This window comes from Sphingobacterium sp. SGG-5 (assembly GCF_011043525.1).
Classification (GTDB): domain Bacteria; phylum Bacteroidota; class Bacteroidia; order Sphingobacteriales; family Sphingobacteriaceae; genus Sphingobacterium.
Map to the genome: position 1 here is coordinate 150241 of NZ_JAAKGO010000008.1, position 19549 is coordinate 169789.

General features: G+C 43.3%; 14 protein-coding genes. 7 read left to right on the plus strand and 7 right to left on the minus strand.

The features are described from left to right. The first annotated feature begins 3 nt into the window (after window positions 1-3). Together G5B30_RS13755 and G5B30_RS13760 are read left to right on the plus strand one after the other, a co-directional pair. Window positions 4-1104, plus strand: coding sequence for a TlpA disulfide reductase family protein (locus G5B30_RS13755; RefSeq protein ID WP_165320564.1), 1101 nt, complete (start codon window positions 4-6; stop codon window positions 1102-1104). A gap of 106 nt (window positions 1105-1210) precedes the next feature. Beyond that, window positions 1211-1900, plus strand: a complete 690-nt coding sequence (locus G5B30_RS13760) for a response regulator transcription factor (protein WP_165320565.1) — start codon at window positions 1211-1213, stop codon at window positions 1898-1900. Here G5B30_RS13760 and G5B30_RS13765 read toward each other — a convergent pair. Together G5B30_RS13765 and folK are read right to left on the minus strand one after the other, a co-directional pair. Continuing rightward, the gene (locus G5B30_RS13765; RefSeq protein WP_165320566.1) at window positions 1897-2247 is read right to left on the minus strand and encodes an Hpt domain-containing protein; all 351 of its coding nucleotides are present in this window, start codon (window positions 2245-2247) and stop codon (window positions 1897-1899) included. The genes G5B30_RS13760 and G5B30_RS13765 overlap by 4 nt on opposite strands. After that, window positions 2244-2738 (minus strand): 2-amino-4-hydroxy-6-hydroxymethyldihydropteridine diphosphokinase, encoded by a 495-nt coding sequence (folK, locus tag G5B30_RS13770; RefSeq protein ID WP_165320567.1) that lies wholly within the window; start codon window positions 2736-2738, stop codon window positions 2244-2246. The genes G5B30_RS13765 and folK overlap by 4 nt, the downstream gene beginning before the upstream one ends. Before the next feature lie 75 nt (window positions 2739-2813). Between folK and sppA the strand changes: the two genes are divergently transcribed. Then, on the plus strand, window positions 2814-4580 hold the full coding sequence (gene sppA, locus G5B30_RS13775; RefSeq protein ID WP_206367130.1) for a signal peptide peptidase SppA: 1767 nt from the start codon (window positions 2814-2816) through the stop codon (window positions 4578-4580). A 19-nt stretch (window positions 4581-4599) separates the two neighbouring features. After that, window positions 4600-5790 carry a phosphoglycerate kinase gene (locus G5B30_RS13780; RefSeq protein WP_165320568.1) on the plus strand — a complete coding sequence of 397 codons (1191 nt, stop codon included), beginning with the start codon at window positions 4600-4602 and terminating at the stop codon, window positions 5788-5790. Window position 5791: 1 nt separating this feature from the next. Here G5B30_RS13780 and G5B30_RS13785 read toward each other — a convergent pair whose 3' ends face one another. After that, on the minus strand, window positions 5792-7732 hold the full coding sequence (locus tag G5B30_RS13785) for a KUP/HAK/KT family potassium transporter (RefSeq protein ID WP_165320569.1): 1941 nt from the start codon (window positions 7730-7732) through the stop codon (window positions 5792-5794). A 235-nt stretch (window positions 7733-7967) separates the two neighbouring features. Here G5B30_RS13785 and G5B30_RS13790 point away from each other — a divergent pair, with 235 nt between their 5' ends. Further along, window positions 7968-8393 carry a T9SS type A sorting domain-containing protein gene (locus tag G5B30_RS13790; protein WP_165320570.1) on the plus strand — a complete coding sequence of 142 codons (426 nt, stop codon included), beginning with the start codon at window positions 7968-7970 and terminating at the stop codon, window positions 8391-8393. 7 nt (window positions 8394-8400) lie between these two features. Here G5B30_RS13790 and G5B30_RS13795 read toward each other — a convergent pair whose 3' ends face one another. Genes G5B30_RS13795 through G5B30_RS13810 form a run of 4 tightly spaced genes read right to left on the minus strand, consistent with a single transcriptional unit; the run spans window position 8401 to window position 17351 of the window. After that, window positions 8401-8850 (minus strand): retropepsin-like aspartic protease, encoded by a 450-nt coding sequence (locus G5B30_RS13795; RefSeq protein WP_165320571.1) that lies wholly within the window; start codon window positions 8848-8850, stop codon window positions 8401-8403. 11 nt (window positions 8851-8861) lie between these two features. Further along, complete coding sequence (locus G5B30_RS13800; protein ID WP_165320572.1) at window positions 8862-9785, minus strand: malate dehydrogenase; 924 nt, start codon at window positions 9783-9785, stop codon at window positions 8862-8864. A 47-nt stretch (window positions 9786-9832) separates the two neighbouring features. Then, on the minus strand, window positions 9833-12142 hold the full coding sequence (locus G5B30_RS13805) for a BamA/TamA family outer membrane protein (protein WP_165320573.1): 2310 nt from the start codon (window positions 12140-12142) through the stop codon (window positions 9833-9835). Continuing rightward, window positions 12132-17351: a translocation/assembly module TamB gene (locus G5B30_RS13810; protein ID WP_240903220.1), complete on the minus strand. Its 5220-nt coding sequence runs from the start codon at window positions 17349-17351 to the stop codon at window positions 12132-12134. Before G5B30_RS13810 ends, G5B30_RS13805 begins: the two co-directional genes overlap by 11 nt. Window positions 17352-17539: 188 nt before the next feature. Here G5B30_RS13810 and G5B30_RS13815 point away from each other — a divergent pair, with 188 nt between their 5' ends. Together G5B30_RS13815 and G5B30_RS13820 are read left to right on the plus strand one after the other, a co-directional pair. Next, window positions 17540-18217, plus strand: a complete 678-nt coding sequence (locus G5B30_RS13815) for a response regulator transcription factor (protein ID WP_165320575.1) — start codon at window positions 17540-17542, stop codon at window positions 18215-18217. Next, on the plus strand, window positions 18218-19501 hold the full coding sequence (locus tag G5B30_RS13820) for a sensor histidine kinase (protein ID WP_165320576.1): 1284 nt from the start codon (window positions 18218-18220) through the stop codon (window positions 19499-19501). The last annotated feature ends 48 nt before the right edge of the window (window positions 19502-19549 follow it).

Here is a 19549-nt window from a genome sequence, read left to right on the forward strand (position 1 = left end):
CTTATGCATATAGTTCAATATATATATTTATTTTTTACGATACTATTGTTATCTGCATGTGGTGGTTCGGATAAAATTGTCATTGAAGGAGATATTGCTAATCCGGGCAACGTAAAAGTCGTGGCTTTTTATGAGGGTGATCGCAAATTGGATTCGGTGTATTTGAGTGATTTGGACAAGTTTAAATTTGAGCGCCCAGCGACGCAACCGCGATTAATCACAATAACCGTCGGAAAAAACAAATATCCGGTAATCGTCTCGCCGGGCGAAGTACTGCACTTCACGATAGACCTGATGAATCGCCCTGAGGATTATGTGGTCAAAGGCTCGGATTTGTCGGTAGCACTCCAGGGTTTCCAACCTATTGAACAAAGAAAGCGTGCTGTCGAGGATTCGTTGCAGCGTGATTTTATTCAACAGACTATAGGTAAGTCGGATGGGGAAGTCGATTTATTGCGGACGGCCTATCTGTCGAGATATAAAGTGGTAGCTCGATCGTATACCGATGAAGCTGTCGCATTTGCGAAAGAACATCCGGATCTGGCGGGATTTTATGTCATGAGTACATTGGACCCTGAACTCGCTGAACAGGAACTTATCGCCTATGTCGATGCGATCGGCGAACAGTTTGGAGACAACCGGATGGTGACACTCTTTAAGGAAGAGATTGAAAAGCTTAAAAAACTGGCAGTGGGTCAGCCTGCTCCGGAGATCGTGGGATATACGCCGCATAACGAGACCGTAAAGCTGTCGGATTATAAAGGTAAGTATACCTTGGTGGACTTTTGGGCGTCCTGGTGTGTGCCCTGTCGTAAAGAGAATCCAAATATTGTACGGTTATATCAGATGTACCATGACCAGGGATTCGAGGTATTGGGGGTGTCATTGGATGATAACCCCGGGTCCTGGATGCGTGCTGTAGCGGATGATAAGTTGGAATGGACAAATATCTCGGATTTAAAAGCCTGGAGCTCGGACCTTGTTTTGGATTATCGGATAAAGGCTATTCCGGCGTCGGTACTGGTCGATCCTCAGGGAAATATCTTAGCAAAGAACTTGCGTGGGGAAGAACTAAGTGCATTTCTCAAGACGCTTTTTGATTGACAGGCTGTTTAAAAAGTGTTAAGTTATGTTTATGTGTTAACAATTTAATAACATTGGGTTAACTTTATAGTACCATAAAGTACATAATTTAGCAAAAAAATCAACGATGAGTGTCAATCAAAAAATACTGGTGGTGGATGATGAACAGGATATACGCGAACTGATTTCGTATAACCTGACGAAAGAAGGCTACCAGGTATTCACTGCGGCGAATGGTAAGCAGGCTATCCAAAAAGCAAAGGAGGTGAATCCCGATCTGATCATCTTGGATGTGATGATGCCGGTCATGGACGGAATAGAGGCCTGCCGTATCATGCGGGCTATGCCGGAGTTCAAACAGACTTTCGTGGTGTTTCTTACTGCCCGTAGTGAAGAGTACTCGGAAATCGCTGGCTTTCATGTCGGCGCTGATGATTATATCGCAAAGCCAATCAAGCCACGGGCATTGATGTCAAGAATCAACGCCATCCTACGGCGAAATGCGGCGGAGCCTGTGGAGGAGGTGGCGGACAAGTTAGAAATTGCCGATTTAATCGTGGATAGGGACTCGTTTATGGTCTATCGGGGTACAGAAAAAATTGTATTGGCAAAGAAGGAATTTGAATTACTCTACCTATTGGCATCCAGACCGAATAAAGTCTTTACGAGAGATCAGATATTAAAGGCCATCTGGGAAGACTCCGTTGTCGTAACCAATAGGACGATTGATGTACATATCCGCAAATTGCGGGAGAAGATCGGAGACCATTATGTGTCTACTGTCAAGGGAGTTGGATATAAATTTGACCTGAATTAGCGGATACTGGCCCTATAATGGGATAGTTCGCGCATAAAATCACGAAATTTTGCGTGTAGGATATTGAATTTTTCCACAATATCTGCACGGTCGGCCGTTGTCGCTACACATTCCAATTCCTGAAAATCCAGCCGTAATGCTGTCGCACCTACATATTCCATGGTAGGCTTCATGTGATGTGCCATGTCTGCAATGCCTTGACGATCATTCTGTTGAATGCTTTTGGATAACTTGTCGAAATCAACGGGACATTGTGCAGTGTACATGTCAACAAATTGTTGTATTAAATCTTTGTCGTTCATCATCGACTTGACGATCACGTTGGGCTGAATGTATATATAGGTCATTGCGGCATAAACTTTTTTACAGATAACGGATCTTCTGTAGAAGCCGCTACAAGCAGCTCTTTATTGGATAGGTGTAATAATGGATGTATATAGTCCTCCGCGATTTCACAAAGTGGAATAAGTGTAAACTTGCGGAGATGAATGTAGGGGTGAGGGATGACCATATGGGGTGTCTCTATCCGCTCATCGTTAAAATAGAGTATATCAATGTCGATGAGACGTGCTCCCCATTTTTCTTGACGCACACGGCCTAACTTGCTTTCGATCTTTTGGCAGCACGCCAGTACAGCAGAGGCGTCTAAAAGTGTCTCGACGAATATCACCTGATTGAGGAAAACAGGTTGGTCTTCGATACCCCAGGCCTCAGTTTCATAAATGGATGATTGGACGATGATTCTTCCAATATCGTGGTCAATATGTGCTCGCGCATCCTGAAGTTGCTTCATGGGGTTTCCAAGATTGGCGCCCAGGAGAATGTAAACCTTGTTCATCCATGCAATTATGAATAAAATATAGTACAAAATCAAATAATTCCCTTAATTTAGGCCTATCAATCGACGTGTATTATGGGATTTTTAAAACAAGTTTTAGCAACTTTTATTGGTGTCTGTATAGCAGCAGTAGTATTGTTTGTGATCATGCTGATTTTTATCGGCGTACTCATTCAACAAACTACTTCACCTCAAAAGGCAGCTGCTGTTCCAGCAAATTCGGTATTATATATTAGTCTGAATCACGCCATCGTAGAAAAAACAGAAAATAATCCGTTTGAAGAATTAAATATTCCGATATACGGTGGAGAACGCTCGATTGGACTAAATGATATTTTAAGACGTATCCAGTCGGCGAAAACAGATGATAATATTAAGGGAATCTACCTGAATCCCACCACCGTGGGTGTTGGTTTTGCGACTTTGAAAGCTATCCGGGACGCATTGGCAGATTTTAAAGAATCAAAGAAGTTTATTGTGGCTTATAGTGATGCTTATTCCCAAAAAGCGTATTACCTCGCTTCCGTAGCAGATAGTGTATACTTAAACCCGCAAGGTTCTTTGGATTTCAGGGGACTTAGTTCTTCGGTCGTGTTTTTGAAAGATGCGTTGGATAAGCTTGGGGTGGATATGCAGGTCATTAAGGTAGGGACGTATAAGTCGGCCGTAGAACCTTTTTTACGCAACGATATGAGTCCTGAAAACAGGGAGCAGGTAACTTCTTATCTTCAGAGCATTTACGAGAACTTTTTGCTGGGTATAGCGGACGGGCGTAAGTTGGAAAAAGATAGCCTGCGTACCCTAGCTGATGCGTATTTGATCCGGAATGCGGAGGATGCGTTGAAGTATCGGTTTATTGACAAAGCATTATATAAAGACCAGCTCCTGTCGGAGTTGAAGCGCCGTTTAGCTGTGGATGAAGATAAAGACATTTCTGCCGTCTCTTTACTCTCGTATACCGGGGGGCTGGAGACAAGTTCTGCAAAAGATAGAATTGCTGTGCTCTATGCGTATGGTGAAATAGTAGACGGAGAGGGCAATTTTTCCAACATCGGGGGCGACAGGATATCCAGAGAATTGCGTAAATTGCGCAGGGATAAAGATGTGAAAGCCGTCGTTTTTCGGATCAACTCGCCGGGGGGATCTGCATTAGCATCGGATATCATATGGCGGGAGGTCGAGCTGACCAGACGGGAAAAACCCGTTATCGTCTCTATGGGAGATTATGCGGCGTCAGGAGGATATTATATCGCCGCCGCCGCCGATTCGATATTTGCAGAGCCAACAACCTTAACAGGGTCTATCGGCGTGTTCGGGATCGTACCTAATTTCAAAGGCCTGCTCAATAATAAACTGGGGATACATGTGGACGAGGTAAGTACGGGTAAATTCTCGTCTTTAATGACCGACCCGGACCGACCGCTTACGGCAGAGGAGCGGGCTTTGATCCAAACGGAAGTCGATCGGGTATATGCTACATTTGTGGCTCGGGTAGCGGACGGGCGCCAGCTTAGTACTGCGGGAGTGGATAGCATCGGTCAAGGACGAGTCTGGTCCGGAGCGCAGGCGGTGAGCATTGGGTTGGTGGACCGTCTGGGCAACCTGCAGGAAGCCATTCTGGCAGCGGCGACAAAAGCGGATATCACAAATTACAAGGTAGTGGAGCTTCCCGAAAAGGAAGATCCTTTTGCGCAGTTGTTTTCGACATCGAAAGATAAGATCAAAAGTTGGATATTAAAAGATAAAATAGGCGAGTATGAAAAATACTTGATAGATGTCAAACAACTCTTGACAAACACGGGTATACAAGCGAGGATACCTTATACCGTAGAAATATATTAATATTATTTAGATAGAACAGATGAGAACAATAGACAATTTGAACTTTAAAGACAAAAAAGCATTAATACGTGTGGATTTTAATGTGCCATTGGATGCTGAATTTAATATTACCGACGATAACCGGATTCAGGGTGCTTTACCCACTTTGAAGAAAGTGTTGGGTGATGGCGGAGCTGTAATCTTGATGTCGCATCTTGGTCGGCCGAAAGAAGGGCCAACCGAAAAATATTCTTTAAAGCATATTGTACCTTATCTGTCCCAGGTATTAGGTGTGGATGTGCAGTTTGCCGACGACTGTATCGGAGTAGAAGCGGTCCAGAAGGCAAAGGATTTAAAAGCTGGAGAGGTTCTGCTGTTGGAAAACCTGCGCTTCTACAAAGAGGAGGAAAAAGGAGATAAGGACTTTGCCGAAAAGTTAGCTCAACTCGGCAATGTATATGTAAATGATGCTTTTGGTACGGCGCATCGGGCGCATGCCTCTACGGCTGTCATTGCACAGTTCTTTCCACAGGCCAAGTACTTTGGATATCTGATGGCGGCAGAAATTAACAACGCAGAGAAGGTGTTAAATCATCCGCAACGGCCTTTCACAGCTATTATGGGGGGTGCCAAGGTTTCTGATAAAATTGAGCTTATCGAAGCTTTATTGGATAAAGTGGACAATCTTATTATTGGTGGGGGAATGGCCTACACTTTTGTGAAGGCGCAAGGTGGTGAAATCGGAAAATCGTTAGTCGAACTGGATAAATTGGATTTGGCGAATGAGCTGGTGAAAAAGGCGGAGGAAAAAGACGTTAACTTAATTTTACCTACTGACGCACAGATTGCCGACCAGTTTTCGAATGATGCAAATGTATATGATGGTCCGAACGATCAGATTCCGGCCGACAAGGAAGGGCTGGATATCGGGCCGGATTCTGCTGAGCATTTTGCCGAAGTGATAAAAGCTTCCCAAACTTTATTATGGAATGGCCCAATGGGCGTTTTTGAGTTCGATACTTTTGCCAAAGGTACCAAAGTTGTAGCTGACGCTGTAGTGGCAGCAACGGAAAAAGGTGCCTTCTCCCTTATTGGAGGTGGGGATTCTGCCGCAGCTGTGGCCAAATTCGGTATGACCGAGCACGTAAGCTATGTGAGCACCGGTGGTGGCGCCTTATTGGAATATATGGAAGGTAAAGTCCTACCTGGCGTACAAGCTATTGAGGAATAAGTTAGACGCGGTGCAATTCTATATTTTGGGTATTCGGAATATTCAGCGGAACACGTTCCAATGTGACGAAGCTGCTGTCTAATCCGAAACCCTTTTCTTCGCTCAAACTGAAGTGCTTGAGTACTTTGTAATATTCCATAATAATCCTTTTATACCAGCTTAGATCGGAGGTCTTGGTGAATACTTTCTCCAACACGACAAAGTTGAAGTCACCGGGGATCCGATGCTTCTTTAGGGTGTCGTATTGACTGGTAATGTCTATTTCACCATTCTTGACCATATCTTCCACCACCTTTCGGAATAATAAGCTGATTTTCTGCTCTTCCCGAAAACCTAATTTAAAATCGATACGAATGAGCTTGCCCGGAATAAGCGGTGTGACGTGATATTCTTTAGCATGGGGTACATCCATAACGTCGACATGGACCAGCCAGTAGACATCTGCCCGTTTAGGTTTTTTATTCAATATGGAATAGATGATCTTCGTTTCTATTTCCTCTCTATTGTTAGCACTTGTCAAATATACCAATTGCGAAGCGAAGGTCGGCACAGAAGTGTCGTTACTTAATTCCGATATAATCGGATAATATTTCCGAATATCGACGAAACGCATATATGTATTTTTAATTTTCCGGGCAGCATACCAACTGTACATCGTTCCGAAGAGAGATGCAGCCAGTATTAATGTTAACCATCCGCCATGACTTATCTTTACACTATTTCCTGCCAGAAAGATAAATTCTAAACTGAAATATATTATTCCGAATAATGTGATCCAAAGTATATGGACATGCTTCCGAAGCAAGAAGAAACACATCAGTATCGTTGTGGCTATAAAAGTTAAATTAATAGCAAGGCCATAGGCTGCTTCCATATTACTTGACTCCTGGAATATTCCGATGATGAGCATACAGCCTATATACAAGATCAAATTGATGGAAGGTACATACAGCTGTCCTTTTTGGTCGCTGGGGTAACGAATAGAAACTTTGGGCCATATGTTGAGACGGACGGCTTCGGATATGAGTGTAAACGAACCCGATATCATGGCTTGGCTGGCAATAACAGCCGCTACTGTGGCTATCAGTACCCCATAAAGGACAAACCAATCGGGCATGATCGCATAGAATGGATTTTTCGCACCGATAAATTCTCCCTCATGTAAAATCAGCCAGGCACCCTGTCCAAAATAGTTGAGAATTAATGTCAGCTTGACAAAGATCCAGCTGATGCGAATATTCATTTTTCCACAATGGCCCATATCTGAATATAGCGCTTCCGCTCCTGTTGTACACAGAAAAATAGCACCGATGATGAATAGCGCATTGGGATAATGGATCAGGGTCTGGACTGCATAATAAGGGTTCAACGCCTTAAAGACTTCCGGTGCCTGGTCTATATAGAAAAAGCCGACTAATCCGATTGTACTGAACCAGATGAACATCAAAGGTCCGAAAACGCGTCCTACAATAGATGTGCCGAAGCGTTGGATAAGAAATAAAAGAGTAACAATCGTGATGACAAGTGGGATAACGGGGAAGCCCGGATTACGGATCGCCAGCCCCTCTACGGCGGACGATATAGTTATGGCGGGGGTAATCATGCCGTCGGCTAAGAGGGTAGCGGCACCTATGATAGCCGGGATAATGAGCCATCCCGCTTTTCGTTTCACCAAAGAATAGAGAGACAAGATCCCACCCTCTCCTTTATTATCCGCATTTAGGGTAATCAAGACATATTTTACGGTAGTTTGCAGCGTGAGCGTCCAGAAAACGCAGGAGATGCTTCCGATGACCAGATCTTTGTCTACGACACCTCTGCTAAAAATAGCTTTAAAAACATATAATGGAGAGGTCCCGATGTCACCAAAAATTATTCCGAGAGAAATTAGTAATCCGCTGAGACTAAGTTTATGGAGTGCTGATTTTTGATCAGATTTCATGATTTTCTTTGCTTTTTTTTGTTTTTTTAAGCCGTGTCAAACTTAGGTAAAATCTTGGTATTCACGAACGCCAAAGGAAAAAAACAGGTGATAAATATTTTATGCCGAAATGCCAAAACACAGGGTTAACGAAGATTCCAGTTAAAAATTGTTAAAAGGTTAAAAAAAAGTTTTTTTAACAGTCTTTTTTTAAAAAATCATTTATATTTGCTATTAGTAAATACCTGAAGTGTGTATGAGAGTATTCGTTTTCCATATAGCAAAGTTACTTAGAACAAGCGTTTTAGCGTTTGTGCTGCTTGCTGTTGCTATACCTGTATTCGGGTACCATTATACGCTGAGCAACGACGTCCATTTTCCTTATGATAAAGTGAAAAAAACGGATGAAGAGGCAGAGAAAAATATAACCAATGTTAAGGTGATGTACAATCCTGTGTCCGAACAGATTAATGTCAATTTTAAGGTCGCTAAACAAAGCACGGTCGTTATAAAATTGATGGACGCTTTAGGTAATGAAGTATTAAGTCTGTCTAATGGCACATTAGATGCTGGTGCACAAGCGCTGTCTTTTGATACAGATGGCAAGATAGGAGCAGGCTTTTATTTTGTCCGGCTCACTTCGGGTACGGAAACAGTCATCAAGCGGCTATCTATCCGTTAGTTTATAGTTATCTATCTGTTTTTCTTCTCTTTCTTGTATTTAACCGAAGTGTTTTTTTCTTATAATTGATCACTGCACCATATTGTACGAATATATCGCTGCCGAGTACACCGATGACTTTTGGGAGGTTCATCTTTTCGTAAGCATAGTTGATGGTCGACAAGTCTAATACGGCTACCACAACGTTCTTTTGTAACCAATTGTCTATTTTTAAATAGGGGAGTTTTAATGTATGGCTTTCCATACTGTTTGTGCCGAGTCCTGTAGAAAGTATATCCGTGCTTTGCAGCAAAAGTTCGTCTATACCGGATTGAATCAACGTATGACGGTCGAGTACGGTCTGGGAGGCGCCGGTATCGAGCACCATATTAAATTTTCTGTCAAAGATTTCGATTTCTAATAAAATATGATAGCCGTCGCCTTGTAGGTTGACGACAGATATAGGTATGTTCTGCATGTTCTAACTAACTACCCTAACACGTTATTCATGGTACGGACAGCTTCCGCACTGGCTTTAAATAGTTGTTTCTCTTCTTCGTCTAATGCTATAGGTACAATTCTGTCCCACCCGTTTTTATTAATGATGACAGGCACGCCAATGTTGATGTCCTCTTCACCCAGTTCGCCTTCCAGGTATACGGAAGCCGTAAACAATCGGTTTTGATTCAAGAGGATACTTTCCACCATAGCCGCTACAGCTGCACCCGGTGCAAACCAGGCTGATGTACCGATTAATGTGGTAAGTGTTGCACCTCCTACCATCGTTTTTTGAATGATTTCAGCTTGCTCTTCCGGTGTCAGGAAGTTGGTCACCGGAATACTATTCCATGTTGCCTTTTTTATCAGTGGAATCATTGTCTTGTCTCCGTGCCCACCGATAACGATAGCATTCAAGTCGCTTGGCGAAGCGTTTAGTTTCGTCGCCAGCTGGTATTTAAAGCGGGCAGAATCCAATGCTCCTCCCATACCTATAATTCTATTTTTGGGTAATCCACTGGATTTTAACGCCAAATATGTCATCGTGTCCATGGGATTGGAAACTACGATAATGGTGATATCGGGTGAATGTTTTACCAGATTTTCAACGACCGTTTTTACGATGCCTGCGTTGGTACCGATAAGTTCTTCTCGTGTCATACCGGGCTTGCGCGGAATTCCTGAAGTGATGACGGCGACGGTAGAACCGGCTGTGGATAGATAGTCGTTCGTTACGCCCTTGAGTTTCGTGTCGAAGCCGAGCAATGCAGCGGTTTGCATGATGTCCTGGGATTTGCCTTCCGCTACTCCTTCTTTGATGTCTAATAAAATGACCTCTTCTGCACAATTACGGCGGACGATATTATCTGCAGCTGAAGCACCTACAGCTCCGGCACCTACGATTGTTACTTTCATGGTGAAATAGTTTATAGTCGTTTGTTCAATAAATATACAAAAAAAATTTAGAACGGATAACCAATAGCCAAATTGAAAACAAGATTTTCCGATCGCCACCCTGAACTTCTAAAGTCGATGTATTTGAAGACCCAACGATCGCCTTTATCGCGATAGGGAACCCGGAATGGGATAGCAAAATCTGTCCGTAAGATCAGAAAAGAAAAATCAAACCGTAGACCCAGCCCACCTCCTACGGCAAGCTCCGACAAAAAATCTTTGGAGAGGCCCGATCCCGGCTTGTAATTCGCTTCATGTTGTGCCCATATATTTCCGGCGTCAACAAATGCAGCCCAGTGAATAAATCCCGCCAGCTTTGCTCGATATTCGGTGTTAAGCTCCAATTTATAATCTCCCGTCTGATCAGCAAAAAAGTTGTTTTCGCCGAGATTTTCAGGTGCGGAAGAACCAGGACCAACAGACCGCGCTCGGAAGGCGCGTAAACCATTCGGGCCGCCTGAATAAAATTGCTTCAGATAGGGTAGCGAATACGAATTCCCGTAGGAATAACTGGTGCCGATCATCATACGGGAAGCCAACTGGGAATCATCTGTGATATTGAGGTAATGTCTGAAGTCTGCTTCTACTTTAACGAATTGACTGTACGGGGTATTGAACAATGTTTTTACATTATCATTCTTATAACTCGCTCCTTGGATAAGTCCAAGGACATTTCCCGACGTATTGAATCCGCCCTTGAAGTAAAAGTTGTGTTTCAACTCCTGCTTCATGGTATTTGTAAATGTGAAGGTGTAGTTCGGACCGAAGGAAAATTGCGGTTCAACGATATGTCGGAGCGTTGGAACGGTGTCCATCTGGGCTCTATATTCATCTGTAATATTCCGCGGTTGAACATATATAATTTCGGCGAGGCTCAGGTCATGTTGCTTTTGATCATTCTCTTTCCAGGTGTAGCCATAGATTAAAGACGAAGAATTGAGCATATAGGCATTTCTTCGATTCAAAAATTCATAACCGAACTTCAGGTAGGTCTTCGGAATAAACCGCCTGCTCGGTGCCCAGTCGAAGGGCGAGAGTATGCGCGGCCAGGAAATGCCCAATTCTGCTCCGTACCGATAATAGGAGGAATTCAGATTTACATTTCCGCCCGTTTGTGTCTCATATCCGCCGAAGACATTCAAGGTTACGGTCTCCGCACCCCGAAAGGCATTTCGTAATGTCCATGTCACATTGGCCTCCGAACCATTGTACACCGTTGCAGTTTTCCCGAGAATTTCGAAACGTAGTGATTTTTTTGGCATAGGTGTCAAATAATAATAGACATCTAAAGTATTTTCTTTATTAGGATTGGGCTCGAAATTATTTTTGACAAATTTGAAAGTATTTAGATTGACCAGATGGCTGATCGTTAAATTATGGTCATGTCTATTATATAGCTGATCTTTTTCGAAGAAAATATGATTGGCCAGGACTTTTTTCCGAAATGTATTTTGCGGATCAATAAAGTAATAGTTATTGTCAAATAGTTCGAGATTCCGGAGTCGTCTCCGGCTGTAGCCTTGTTCATTTAAGGTATAGTTCGGATAGATGTAAATATCTCCGATATGTTGTGGGCTCTTTGCTTGCTTCGATGTTTCGGGCTTTATTGTGATAAACATGTCGACCTTATGGTTCCCGACGGTACTGTCCACTTCGACGAGCACATTATCGGGATTGAAAAAATAATATCCTTTATTCTTGAGATCGTTATCAATTCGCTCGCGTTCACTTATTATCACATCAAGGTTATAATTTCTTCCCACTTTTAATAAGGTGTTTGCACTGTCTGCAACGATATCATGACCGATTTGAGAAGTACTATCTATATCGTATTCAACAGATTTGATCCGATATATTTTTCGTGGTATACCCGTGTAGGTAACTGAAGCCAATTTGCCATGGATGGTGGTATCCGAACTGAATGTTGCGTTGAAGAAGCCGAGATTTTCGACCCTGTTACGTAATAAGTTCTCGTTATACTCCCGGTTGACATCGCTCAATAATACCGGTTCTTCTCCCATTTTCTTTAACCAGTTTCTGAAAAAGTTTTTGGTGGTATCAGGCCCTCCGCCCATATTCCAGAGACTGAGCTTCCATCGCCAGCCCAATATTTTTTTGTTAGGCTTCGGCATTAGCATTTCTTCGAGGTGTTCTTCGAAGGCTTCTTTTCTTTCAGCAGCTATACCACTGTCCAGCTTCAGTTCAACCTTACCTTCGTCGTAAAGCTTTTCATCTTCGGCAAGATACTTCGTCGAGTTGCAGGAAACTGAAAACAGTACAGCTGTGAGGAGGATACTGCATAGTAGCCTAGTGTGCATAATTTCTCCTTTCTTCCCATGCAAGACGGGCATATAATTTCGGTCTCAAAATGTATGCAGAATTGTTCGACGTGTCATTATCTTCTTTTTGAGGTATTGAATCTTGTTGTCTTTGTAATTTTTGTTCTTCTTCCCGTTCTTTCATTCTTTTTCTAAACGTTGGACTATGTTTCATGAGACTATCACGGATCACCATCCGGACACTGTCCCGATAGACCGAATCCGTTTCCATACGTTCCACATCAAACCGTCGTCTGAAACTTCTATTATCTGTATTATAATATTCTTCCAAAGCCTTAGAACTCATAAACAGTTCCTTAAATTTATCATAACTCATGTTGATAATAAAGCCGATACCGGTTTCGACAAACTGACCTTGTAATGTCGCCTGATATTGGTTCTTCCGATACGCCCGTACAAAATACCGGCCATCTTTGGAAAGTTGATAATCTATCGCTATATCTCCTGCAATGTTATTGGGATTCTCACCGGGCCGGGATGCGCCTTCGACTTCGAAATTAGAGCCTACGGTAATTTTTAGCCGATCGTCAAAAAGCATTTTCGATATACCGACATTGAGGTCCGTCCGGTTGGCTCCCGTTCCCGTAAGGTAATCCTGCTCCGATTGCAGATTAAAGTCCAGTTCAACCCCTTTGACTAGATCCGAAGCAAGCTTATTCAGCTGCGACGATAACAGTTGGCTGACGGAATTTCTCACGGTACCCTCGACACCGCCGCCGCCGGAAAGGCTTTCAAACGGATTTGCAGAAATAAAGCGACCCAGAATAATCAGCGAAAACACCTGTTTGTTGAGCTCAGCTGGATCATCCCGTATGGCAGCCAACGCAATGTTCACTTTGCTAACCACATCCTGTGATACGATCGCATTATTTTCATCTAAGTCGATGTCGAATTTTATATCCGGTTTGAACAATTCGCCCGTCAATATCAATCGAACGTTAAACGGTATACGTTGTTTATACAAGTTTTGATTGTCGTTGCCGATTTGATTGGCCACGAGTTCCAGCGTCGGGAACTTGCCTTTATATACCGCCGTGATATCCAGTCTGGCATCCAGCGGATCGCCGTTCCATGTGATTGTACTTCCTTTTTCGAATTCAAATTGCCGTTTCACAGGCCCGAAATTAAAGGAATAATTTCCCTCCTCTACGGTGAAAGTCCCCGACATGGTGATTTTGTCACTGGCATCGATCGCCGTATTAATCTCCGCAACGCCCTGAATATTTAATGCATCCTGTGATCCTTCATCGATAATAATTTTGAATTTAGCCTCTCGGTCAGTCGTTAAGTTAAGCGCCATATCAAAACCGGAAAGGGTCGTTGTAGTCGTCATGGAATCGAGCTTGGCGAAGACATTGGCACGTGTTGTATCACTTTTGTCGACAAATTTGACCACACCTTCCCGATCGGCGACGCCCGGATTTTCATTCGGCACAATAAATACAAAATCGGTATTATCGTTTGCCTTGATGTTGCCGTCTATGGTGGGCTTATTCATATCGCCGCGTATCCGGATATTGGACGTGACATACAGCTGTCCAAAAAATAGATCATTATCCTCACGTGTGGAGTTGACTACGGCAAAATTATTGGTTGTTAGGTTCAGATTAAAATTAAAATCTGTATACGTCTTCGTGGTGACACTGCCGTTTAGTCTGGCCGTATTGCCTTTCAAGTCAGTCAGCTGGAACTGTCGGAATTGGATGCCTTGGTCGTTAAAACTGATTTTTTGGTTGTCCATGAGAAAGTCAGCATTCAGCATGGTAATGTTAATTTTACTTTTGCTGAAAACAAGATCGCCCAGAATACGAGGAGCATCCGTTGTGCCGCTTATTTTTAATGAACCGGTCAAATCTCCCTCACATTCCTGCAGGTAGCCCATACTGAATGCTTCGACTGTCTTTAGTTTCATTGGCTGAAGCGCCAGCGTGGCCTCGAAAGATGACTGTCCTGTTGGAGGAGCATAGTATTCCCCTTGTAGGTGAACATCGTTTCCGTTTTCAGTAATCTGAATATCCGCTGCAAAGGTGTTTTCCTTTTCATTATTCACTTTTATGAGCACATTGCCGATCGTTTGCCCGCCAAAAAGAAAGTCCTTGATCTCCAGATCCGATACAAAGACCGGATTGGTGTCTAACCGGGAAATGGTAGCCGTACCGTTAATACCTCCACCCACATTGAGTGTCTCCGATTCGAGCATTTGGCTGAGCGTTTCGATTCTGAAGTTGTTAAATTTGATATCGATAGGCGCATTAAGCGTAGAGTCCTGGGATTGGATATACAGTTCTTGCCCTTCATGGCTAAGTCGAAAATTGTGTGCCCGGATACCCTGGCTACCGAAGAGGATCTGGTTGTCGGCTGAGATACTCCACTGGTCATAATTTAGCATGAGGCCGTCTTCAAACAAGCTTAAACTATAATTATTTTCATTTACAGCCATTTTTGCACCCAGATGATAGCGGTCTTTCGATTCTTTATCTTTGATCCATAACCCCATATCCAGATTGTTTTCGCTGATTTGACCGCTGAGTACCGTGTTGGTTAGTTCGATATTACTTACCCGTATCCGTTCGATCAAGGTGGAGTAATACATGGTACTGTCTGCGGTTACCAGGTCGAAACCGATATTCTGTACCGTCATGCCGTCATATACCAGTTTTGGCGCAACGAGTTTGGCCATGATACTTTTCTCTTTGCTATTGAACGTACCGTCGAGCGTGATATCGCTCATTTCTTCCAGCTTGGGAAGAAAATCCCGGATCACACGAGAATTATTTAATGCTGCGGAGAATTCAAAGGTCTGATCTTCATAAGATTGATCCGTCGGCGGTTCATTTTTGGGATTGTAATATATGCGGGCGATATCCTGCATAGACAGTCCCAATTCAGTAAGCTTATATTTTCCCACCAAATGGGCTTTCAGGAATTCCGATTGAAAAATTAAACTGTTTTTTGCGGTATCCGCAATCGCAACCAGCGAAATGGTGTCCAGCACGTACCGCTCCTGATTGTAAGCAATAGAGGATTGCGTGACATGAATATACCCGTTTAAAAAGTTGAGGTCTGCCGTTTCAAAATCAGCCGTTATTTTGCCGTGATAGCGCATGTTGTCGTCCATCAGCTTAAGATTGCGGAGGTTGACACTATCGATCATCAGGTCCATACGTGCTTTGGGATATTGTCCCCTCATATCCGCTGCCAAATCCATATTGAACTTCACATTGGGATCTGTGCTTTTGACCTCGCCGGCAATATCCCCATGGCTGGCTGACATGTCCAGCGATATATCATGGTAGCTATACCCCATGGCATCGAGCCGGTTAATCCGGCCATTCAGGTCGGCAACCATAGTCTTTGGATCCAGACCGGTGCCTTTGACCCGGGCATCGACGGAAACAATGCCCAATATAGAGTCTTGGTTGAGGATGTGTCCGACGTTAAAATCAGCTATCGTCAGCTGTGCATCGTATGTTGTGTCGCGCCCAGCCATGTTCAGATTGCCGTTTACTGTCGCATTGCCTTTGTCGGTATGCAGGGACATATTGGCATCAAAGCCATTCATCCCCCCGGACAGTGTTCCGGACAGGGCCATGGCATTCGGAAATTGAAAGTCTTTCGGAAGTAAGGATTTAGCGACAAGCTGATCCAGATCCCGTTTCGAACTCGTTAGCTTCTTCACGTTCAGGTTGATGTGCATCCGATCGACATCCGGTAGCCCCTTGATATCGGCACTGGCAATGATATGGGTATTGTCCAGCGTTTTAAACTCCAATTTGGGGATATGCAGATCATTAACCCGACCATTAACCCGACTGTCGATAAAGAATTTTTTCGTCAAAAGTGGTTGCATTGCTTCTATATCCTGTAGGTCGGGAACAAAGTAGCGAATGTCGCGCATATCGATTTGCGTTTTATTGATATTGGCGTCAATCTGTAAAGACTGGAGATTATTCGAGACAGCATCCAGCGACGGGTAACTGATTTTAATATGATCCCGGATTGTAGTCTGTGGCGTCTGTACAAGCAGATTTTTAATTTCTGCGCCTGTATTGGAATACACAAAATCACCTTTAAGCTGTTTGAGAAAGAAACCAGAGTGGTCTTTTGCGGTCAGGTTGCCTAAAGAACCGGAGATCGAGTCGGATGAATAATACAGATCATCCAGCGTGCCGGCAAGATCGGTAATTCTGATATTGAAATAATCGAAGCCCTGCATACGAGGTTGATTATCATCTTTAAACCAGAAGTTCGTTTTGTTGATAGATAATTTTTCCGCGGACACGATCCAGTTGGCCGATGTGGTGTCGCTTTCGTTTTCTTCACGCTTCGTATGCTTGCCCAAGCGTACAAACGAATCCGATTCGTCGAGCAGGAGATCTTTCAGATGGACGACTTCCTTATTTAGGTCTATCTCCCGGACATTTGCCGATAGATTTTTAATCGCGAACTTGGTGTCCATCGCAGTGGATTCATCCACATATACAATCTGTATATTCTTCAGCTGTATAGTTTTGGTGGCGAGATTAGGTAAAAGAGAACTATTCTCGACTCCTTCGTCGGTAATACCAAAATCCTCCGCTTTAGGCGCCGTGGTTTCCGTTGCGGGAGACCACTGTCTGACATTGGCGGTTAGTCCGTCCAGATGAATATTCGGGATGTCGAAAGACATGTTGTTCGTCAGGTCGAAGGTCTTGATACGTGTGTCAAAATGATGAAGCTGTATATCGGCAGCGGTGCCTATCATATCGTCATGGTAGACGAAGTGTATGCGGTCAAGTTTCACCTTATCGATATCGAAGATAAGTGCCGAAGCTGTATCGGCGTCGGCCGTGCTTTCCTTTTCAGACGAAAAGGCCTGCATGATGTAATCGAAGTTAAAATCCCCATTGGGTGCTGTTCGCTTGATTTTTGCGGTAATACCCGTTAGATTGAGCTCCTGGATTTCAACCGTATTTTTCAATAGTTTCCATAAATTGATATCAACCAGCAGCTTTTCTCCCGATAGCAATGTATCTTGGCTCTGATCTTCGAAATAAACATTTTCGAGGACAAGCTTTTTGGGAAATGTAATATGGATATAACCGATGTCAACAGGTGTACCAATTTTTGTTTCGAGGTAATTGGTCACTTTTCCGACGACGTAGTTTTGTACCGCAGGCAACCTCACCAGAAAAATAATCAATAACAATAAGACTATTAGGGACCCTACTATCCACAGAATCGTGCGAAGAAAAAATCGTATATATCTATTCAAGCCTGTAAAACTTCGTTAATGCTACTGTTCTAAGATAAAACGTAAAAATAGGAGAAAAGTTTTGTATTTTTAAGGGAGAAATGAGACAGTTTATCTCATCGGCAATAGAATAAAATAAATGAATGAAGATATTGATTGTAGAAGACGAACCGGCGATACGAAATACAGTCCGGGAATTTTTAGAAGGTGAAAAATTTTTGGTCGAAACCGCCGATACTTTTGAAAAAGGGCTGGAGAAGGTGCTAACGTATACCTACGACTGTATACTTTTAGATATTATGCTGCCCGGTGGTACTGGCCTTGATATTTTAAAGCGTATGAATGAGGAGAAAGTCAGGCAACCGGTCTTGATTTTATCGGCCAAAGATTCCGTCGAAGATAAGGTGCAGGGGTTAGAGATCGGTGCTGATGACTATTTAGCCAAGCCTTTTCATTTAGCAGAGCTGCTCGCCCGGGTCAAGTCTATTATCCGTCGTCATGGACACTCAAATGATGGTGATGGCCTTATCCATTATAAAAATGCATGCCTTAATCCCGATGACAGAGAACTATTGGTGTCGGGTGTACATGTGCCGCTTAACCGTAAGGAATATGATATGTTATATTACTTTATCTCCCGGCCCAATAAATTGATGGAGAAAACAACTTTAGCGGAAGCCGTATGGGGTGATCATGTCGATCAAGCGGATAATCTGGACTTTGTCTACTCGCAGATCAAAAACTTACGGAAAAAATTGAAGGATGCACGTGCAGAAATGGATATACAGGCGGTATATGGTGTAGGGTATAAATTGGTATAAATGGCCGTATCTGTCAAGAATTATACGAATCGATTTTTGGTGGTCGCGATACTGATCATCATGGCTGTGTGGGCGCTTTTGTTTTATGCCGTCATCATGGATGAGGTGTACGACAATATCGACGATGGGCTGAAAAACCAAAAAATACTGATTCTTAGAGAAGTATATAAAGATCCGGATATTATCCGGAATACGCAGGATTTTGGTGTCAATCAGTTTAGGATATGGCCTGCAGAAGAGGGCGATGTTGTCGACCAAAATCATTTTTCGAAAGAATTTATTTACATGCCGTACGACGAGGATGACGAGCCCTATAGGGTGTTGCATACTGGCTTTTATGACAAGGAAGGGAAGCCCTATAAATTAGAAATCAGAACATCGACGGTCGAAGAAGATGATTTTCTCCTCAATCTTGCACTTTCCCTGGCGGTTCTGTATGCGGTTATTGTGCTAAGTATCATGGTGATCAACCATTTTGTATTGCGGAGGGCATGGAAACCGTTTCATCGCATATTGGCGAATTTAAGTAGATATCGGTTTGGCAAAGCAGACAGCTTTCATACCGTACCTACACAGGTCGAGGAGTTTGAGGCTTTAAATCAACAGATACAGCGGATGATTGACCGGAATGAAAGTGTATTTCATAGCCAGAAGCGGTTTATTGAAAATGCATCGCATGAGCTGCAGACGCCTCTGACCATTGTTGCCAATAAACTTGACCTGCTCCTGAATGATGAAGATTTGAATGAAAGCCAATTGTCCAAAATCGCAGAAGCCAAACAGTCATTGCTGCGCATGGCCAATCTCAACCGTTCGCTGTTGATGCTCTCGCGGATTGAAAATCAGCAGTACACAGCCATGGAAGAGGTTAATTTTAACAACGCTTTGCAGGAGCTGGTACGGGAGCTTGACTATCTTGTCGAACATAAAGAAATACAGCTGCACTATCAGGAAGAAGGAATATTTCTTTGTATGTACAATAGAGAATTAGCCTTTGTACTCCTTGCTAATCTGTTACGGAATGCGATAAAGCATAATCAGAAGGGCGGAGTAATCCGGATTGCCGTTGCCGAGGACGCGATACAAGTGGCTAACAGCGCTACAGCCAGTGCGTTAGATACAACATCCATCTATGAGCGCTTTCGAAAAGGTAGTCAGGATAACCAGTCCACCGGCCTCGGGCTTGCCATCGTCCAATCTATCCTACAACAATATCCTATGCTGTCCGTAACCTATACCTTCAGCGACAACCTGCATCAGTTTCAGATCACGAAAAATAAATAAATAAAATTTTCCTAAATCTTTCCCAAATCGGTGCTGACCTTTGACGTA

Excerpts from the sequence above, each read along its gene's own strand:
- G5B30_RS13755 (WP_165320564.1), top strand. The coding sequence starts at position 4 with ATGCATATAGTTCAATATATATATTTATTTTTTACGATACTATTGTTA.
- G5B30_RS13760 (WP_165320565.1), top strand. The coding sequence starts at position 1,211 with ATGAGTGTCAATCAAAAAATACTGGTGGTGGATGATGAACAGGATATA.
- G5B30_RS13765 (WP_165320566.1), bottom strand. The coding sequence starts at position 2,247 with ATGACCTATATATACATTCAGCCCAACGTGATCGTCAAGTCGATGATG.
- folK (WP_165320567.1), bottom strand. The coding sequence starts at position 2,738 with ATGAACAAGGTTTACATTCTCCTGGGCGCCAATCTTGGAAACCCCATG.
- sppA (WP_206367130.1), top strand. The coding sequence starts at position 2,814 with ATGGGATTTTTAAAACAAGTTTTAGCAACTTTTATTGGTGTCTGTATA.
- G5B30_RS13780 (WP_165320568.1), top strand. The coding sequence starts at position 4,600 with ATGAGAACAATAGACAATTTGAACTTTAAAGACAAAAAAGCATTAATA.
- G5B30_RS13785 (WP_165320569.1), bottom strand. The coding sequence starts at position 7,732 with ATGAAATCTGATCAAAAATCAGCACTCCATAAACTTAGTCTCAGCGGA.
- G5B30_RS13790 (WP_165320570.1), top strand. The coding sequence starts at position 7,968 with ATGAGAGTATTCGTTTTCCATATAGCAAAGTTACTTAGAACAAGCGTT.
- G5B30_RS13795 (WP_165320571.1), bottom strand. The coding sequence starts at position 8,850 with ATGCAGAACATACCTATATCTGTCGTCAACCTACAAGGCGACGGCTAT.
- G5B30_RS13800 (WP_165320572.1), bottom strand. The coding sequence starts at position 9,785 with ATGAAAGTAACAATCGTAGGTGCCGGAGCTGTAGGTGCTTCAGCTGCA.
- G5B30_RS13805 (WP_165320573.1), bottom strand. The coding sequence starts at position 12,142 with ATGCACACTAGGCTACTATGCAGTATCCTCCTCACAGCTGTACTGTTT.
- G5B30_RS13815 (WP_165320575.1), top strand. The coding sequence starts at position 17,540 with ATGAAGATATTGATTGTAGAAGACGAACCGGCGATACGAAATACAGTC.
- G5B30_RS13820 (WP_165320576.1), top strand. The coding sequence starts at position 18,218 with ATGGCCGTATCTGTCAAGAATTATACGAATCGATTTTTGGTGGTCGCG.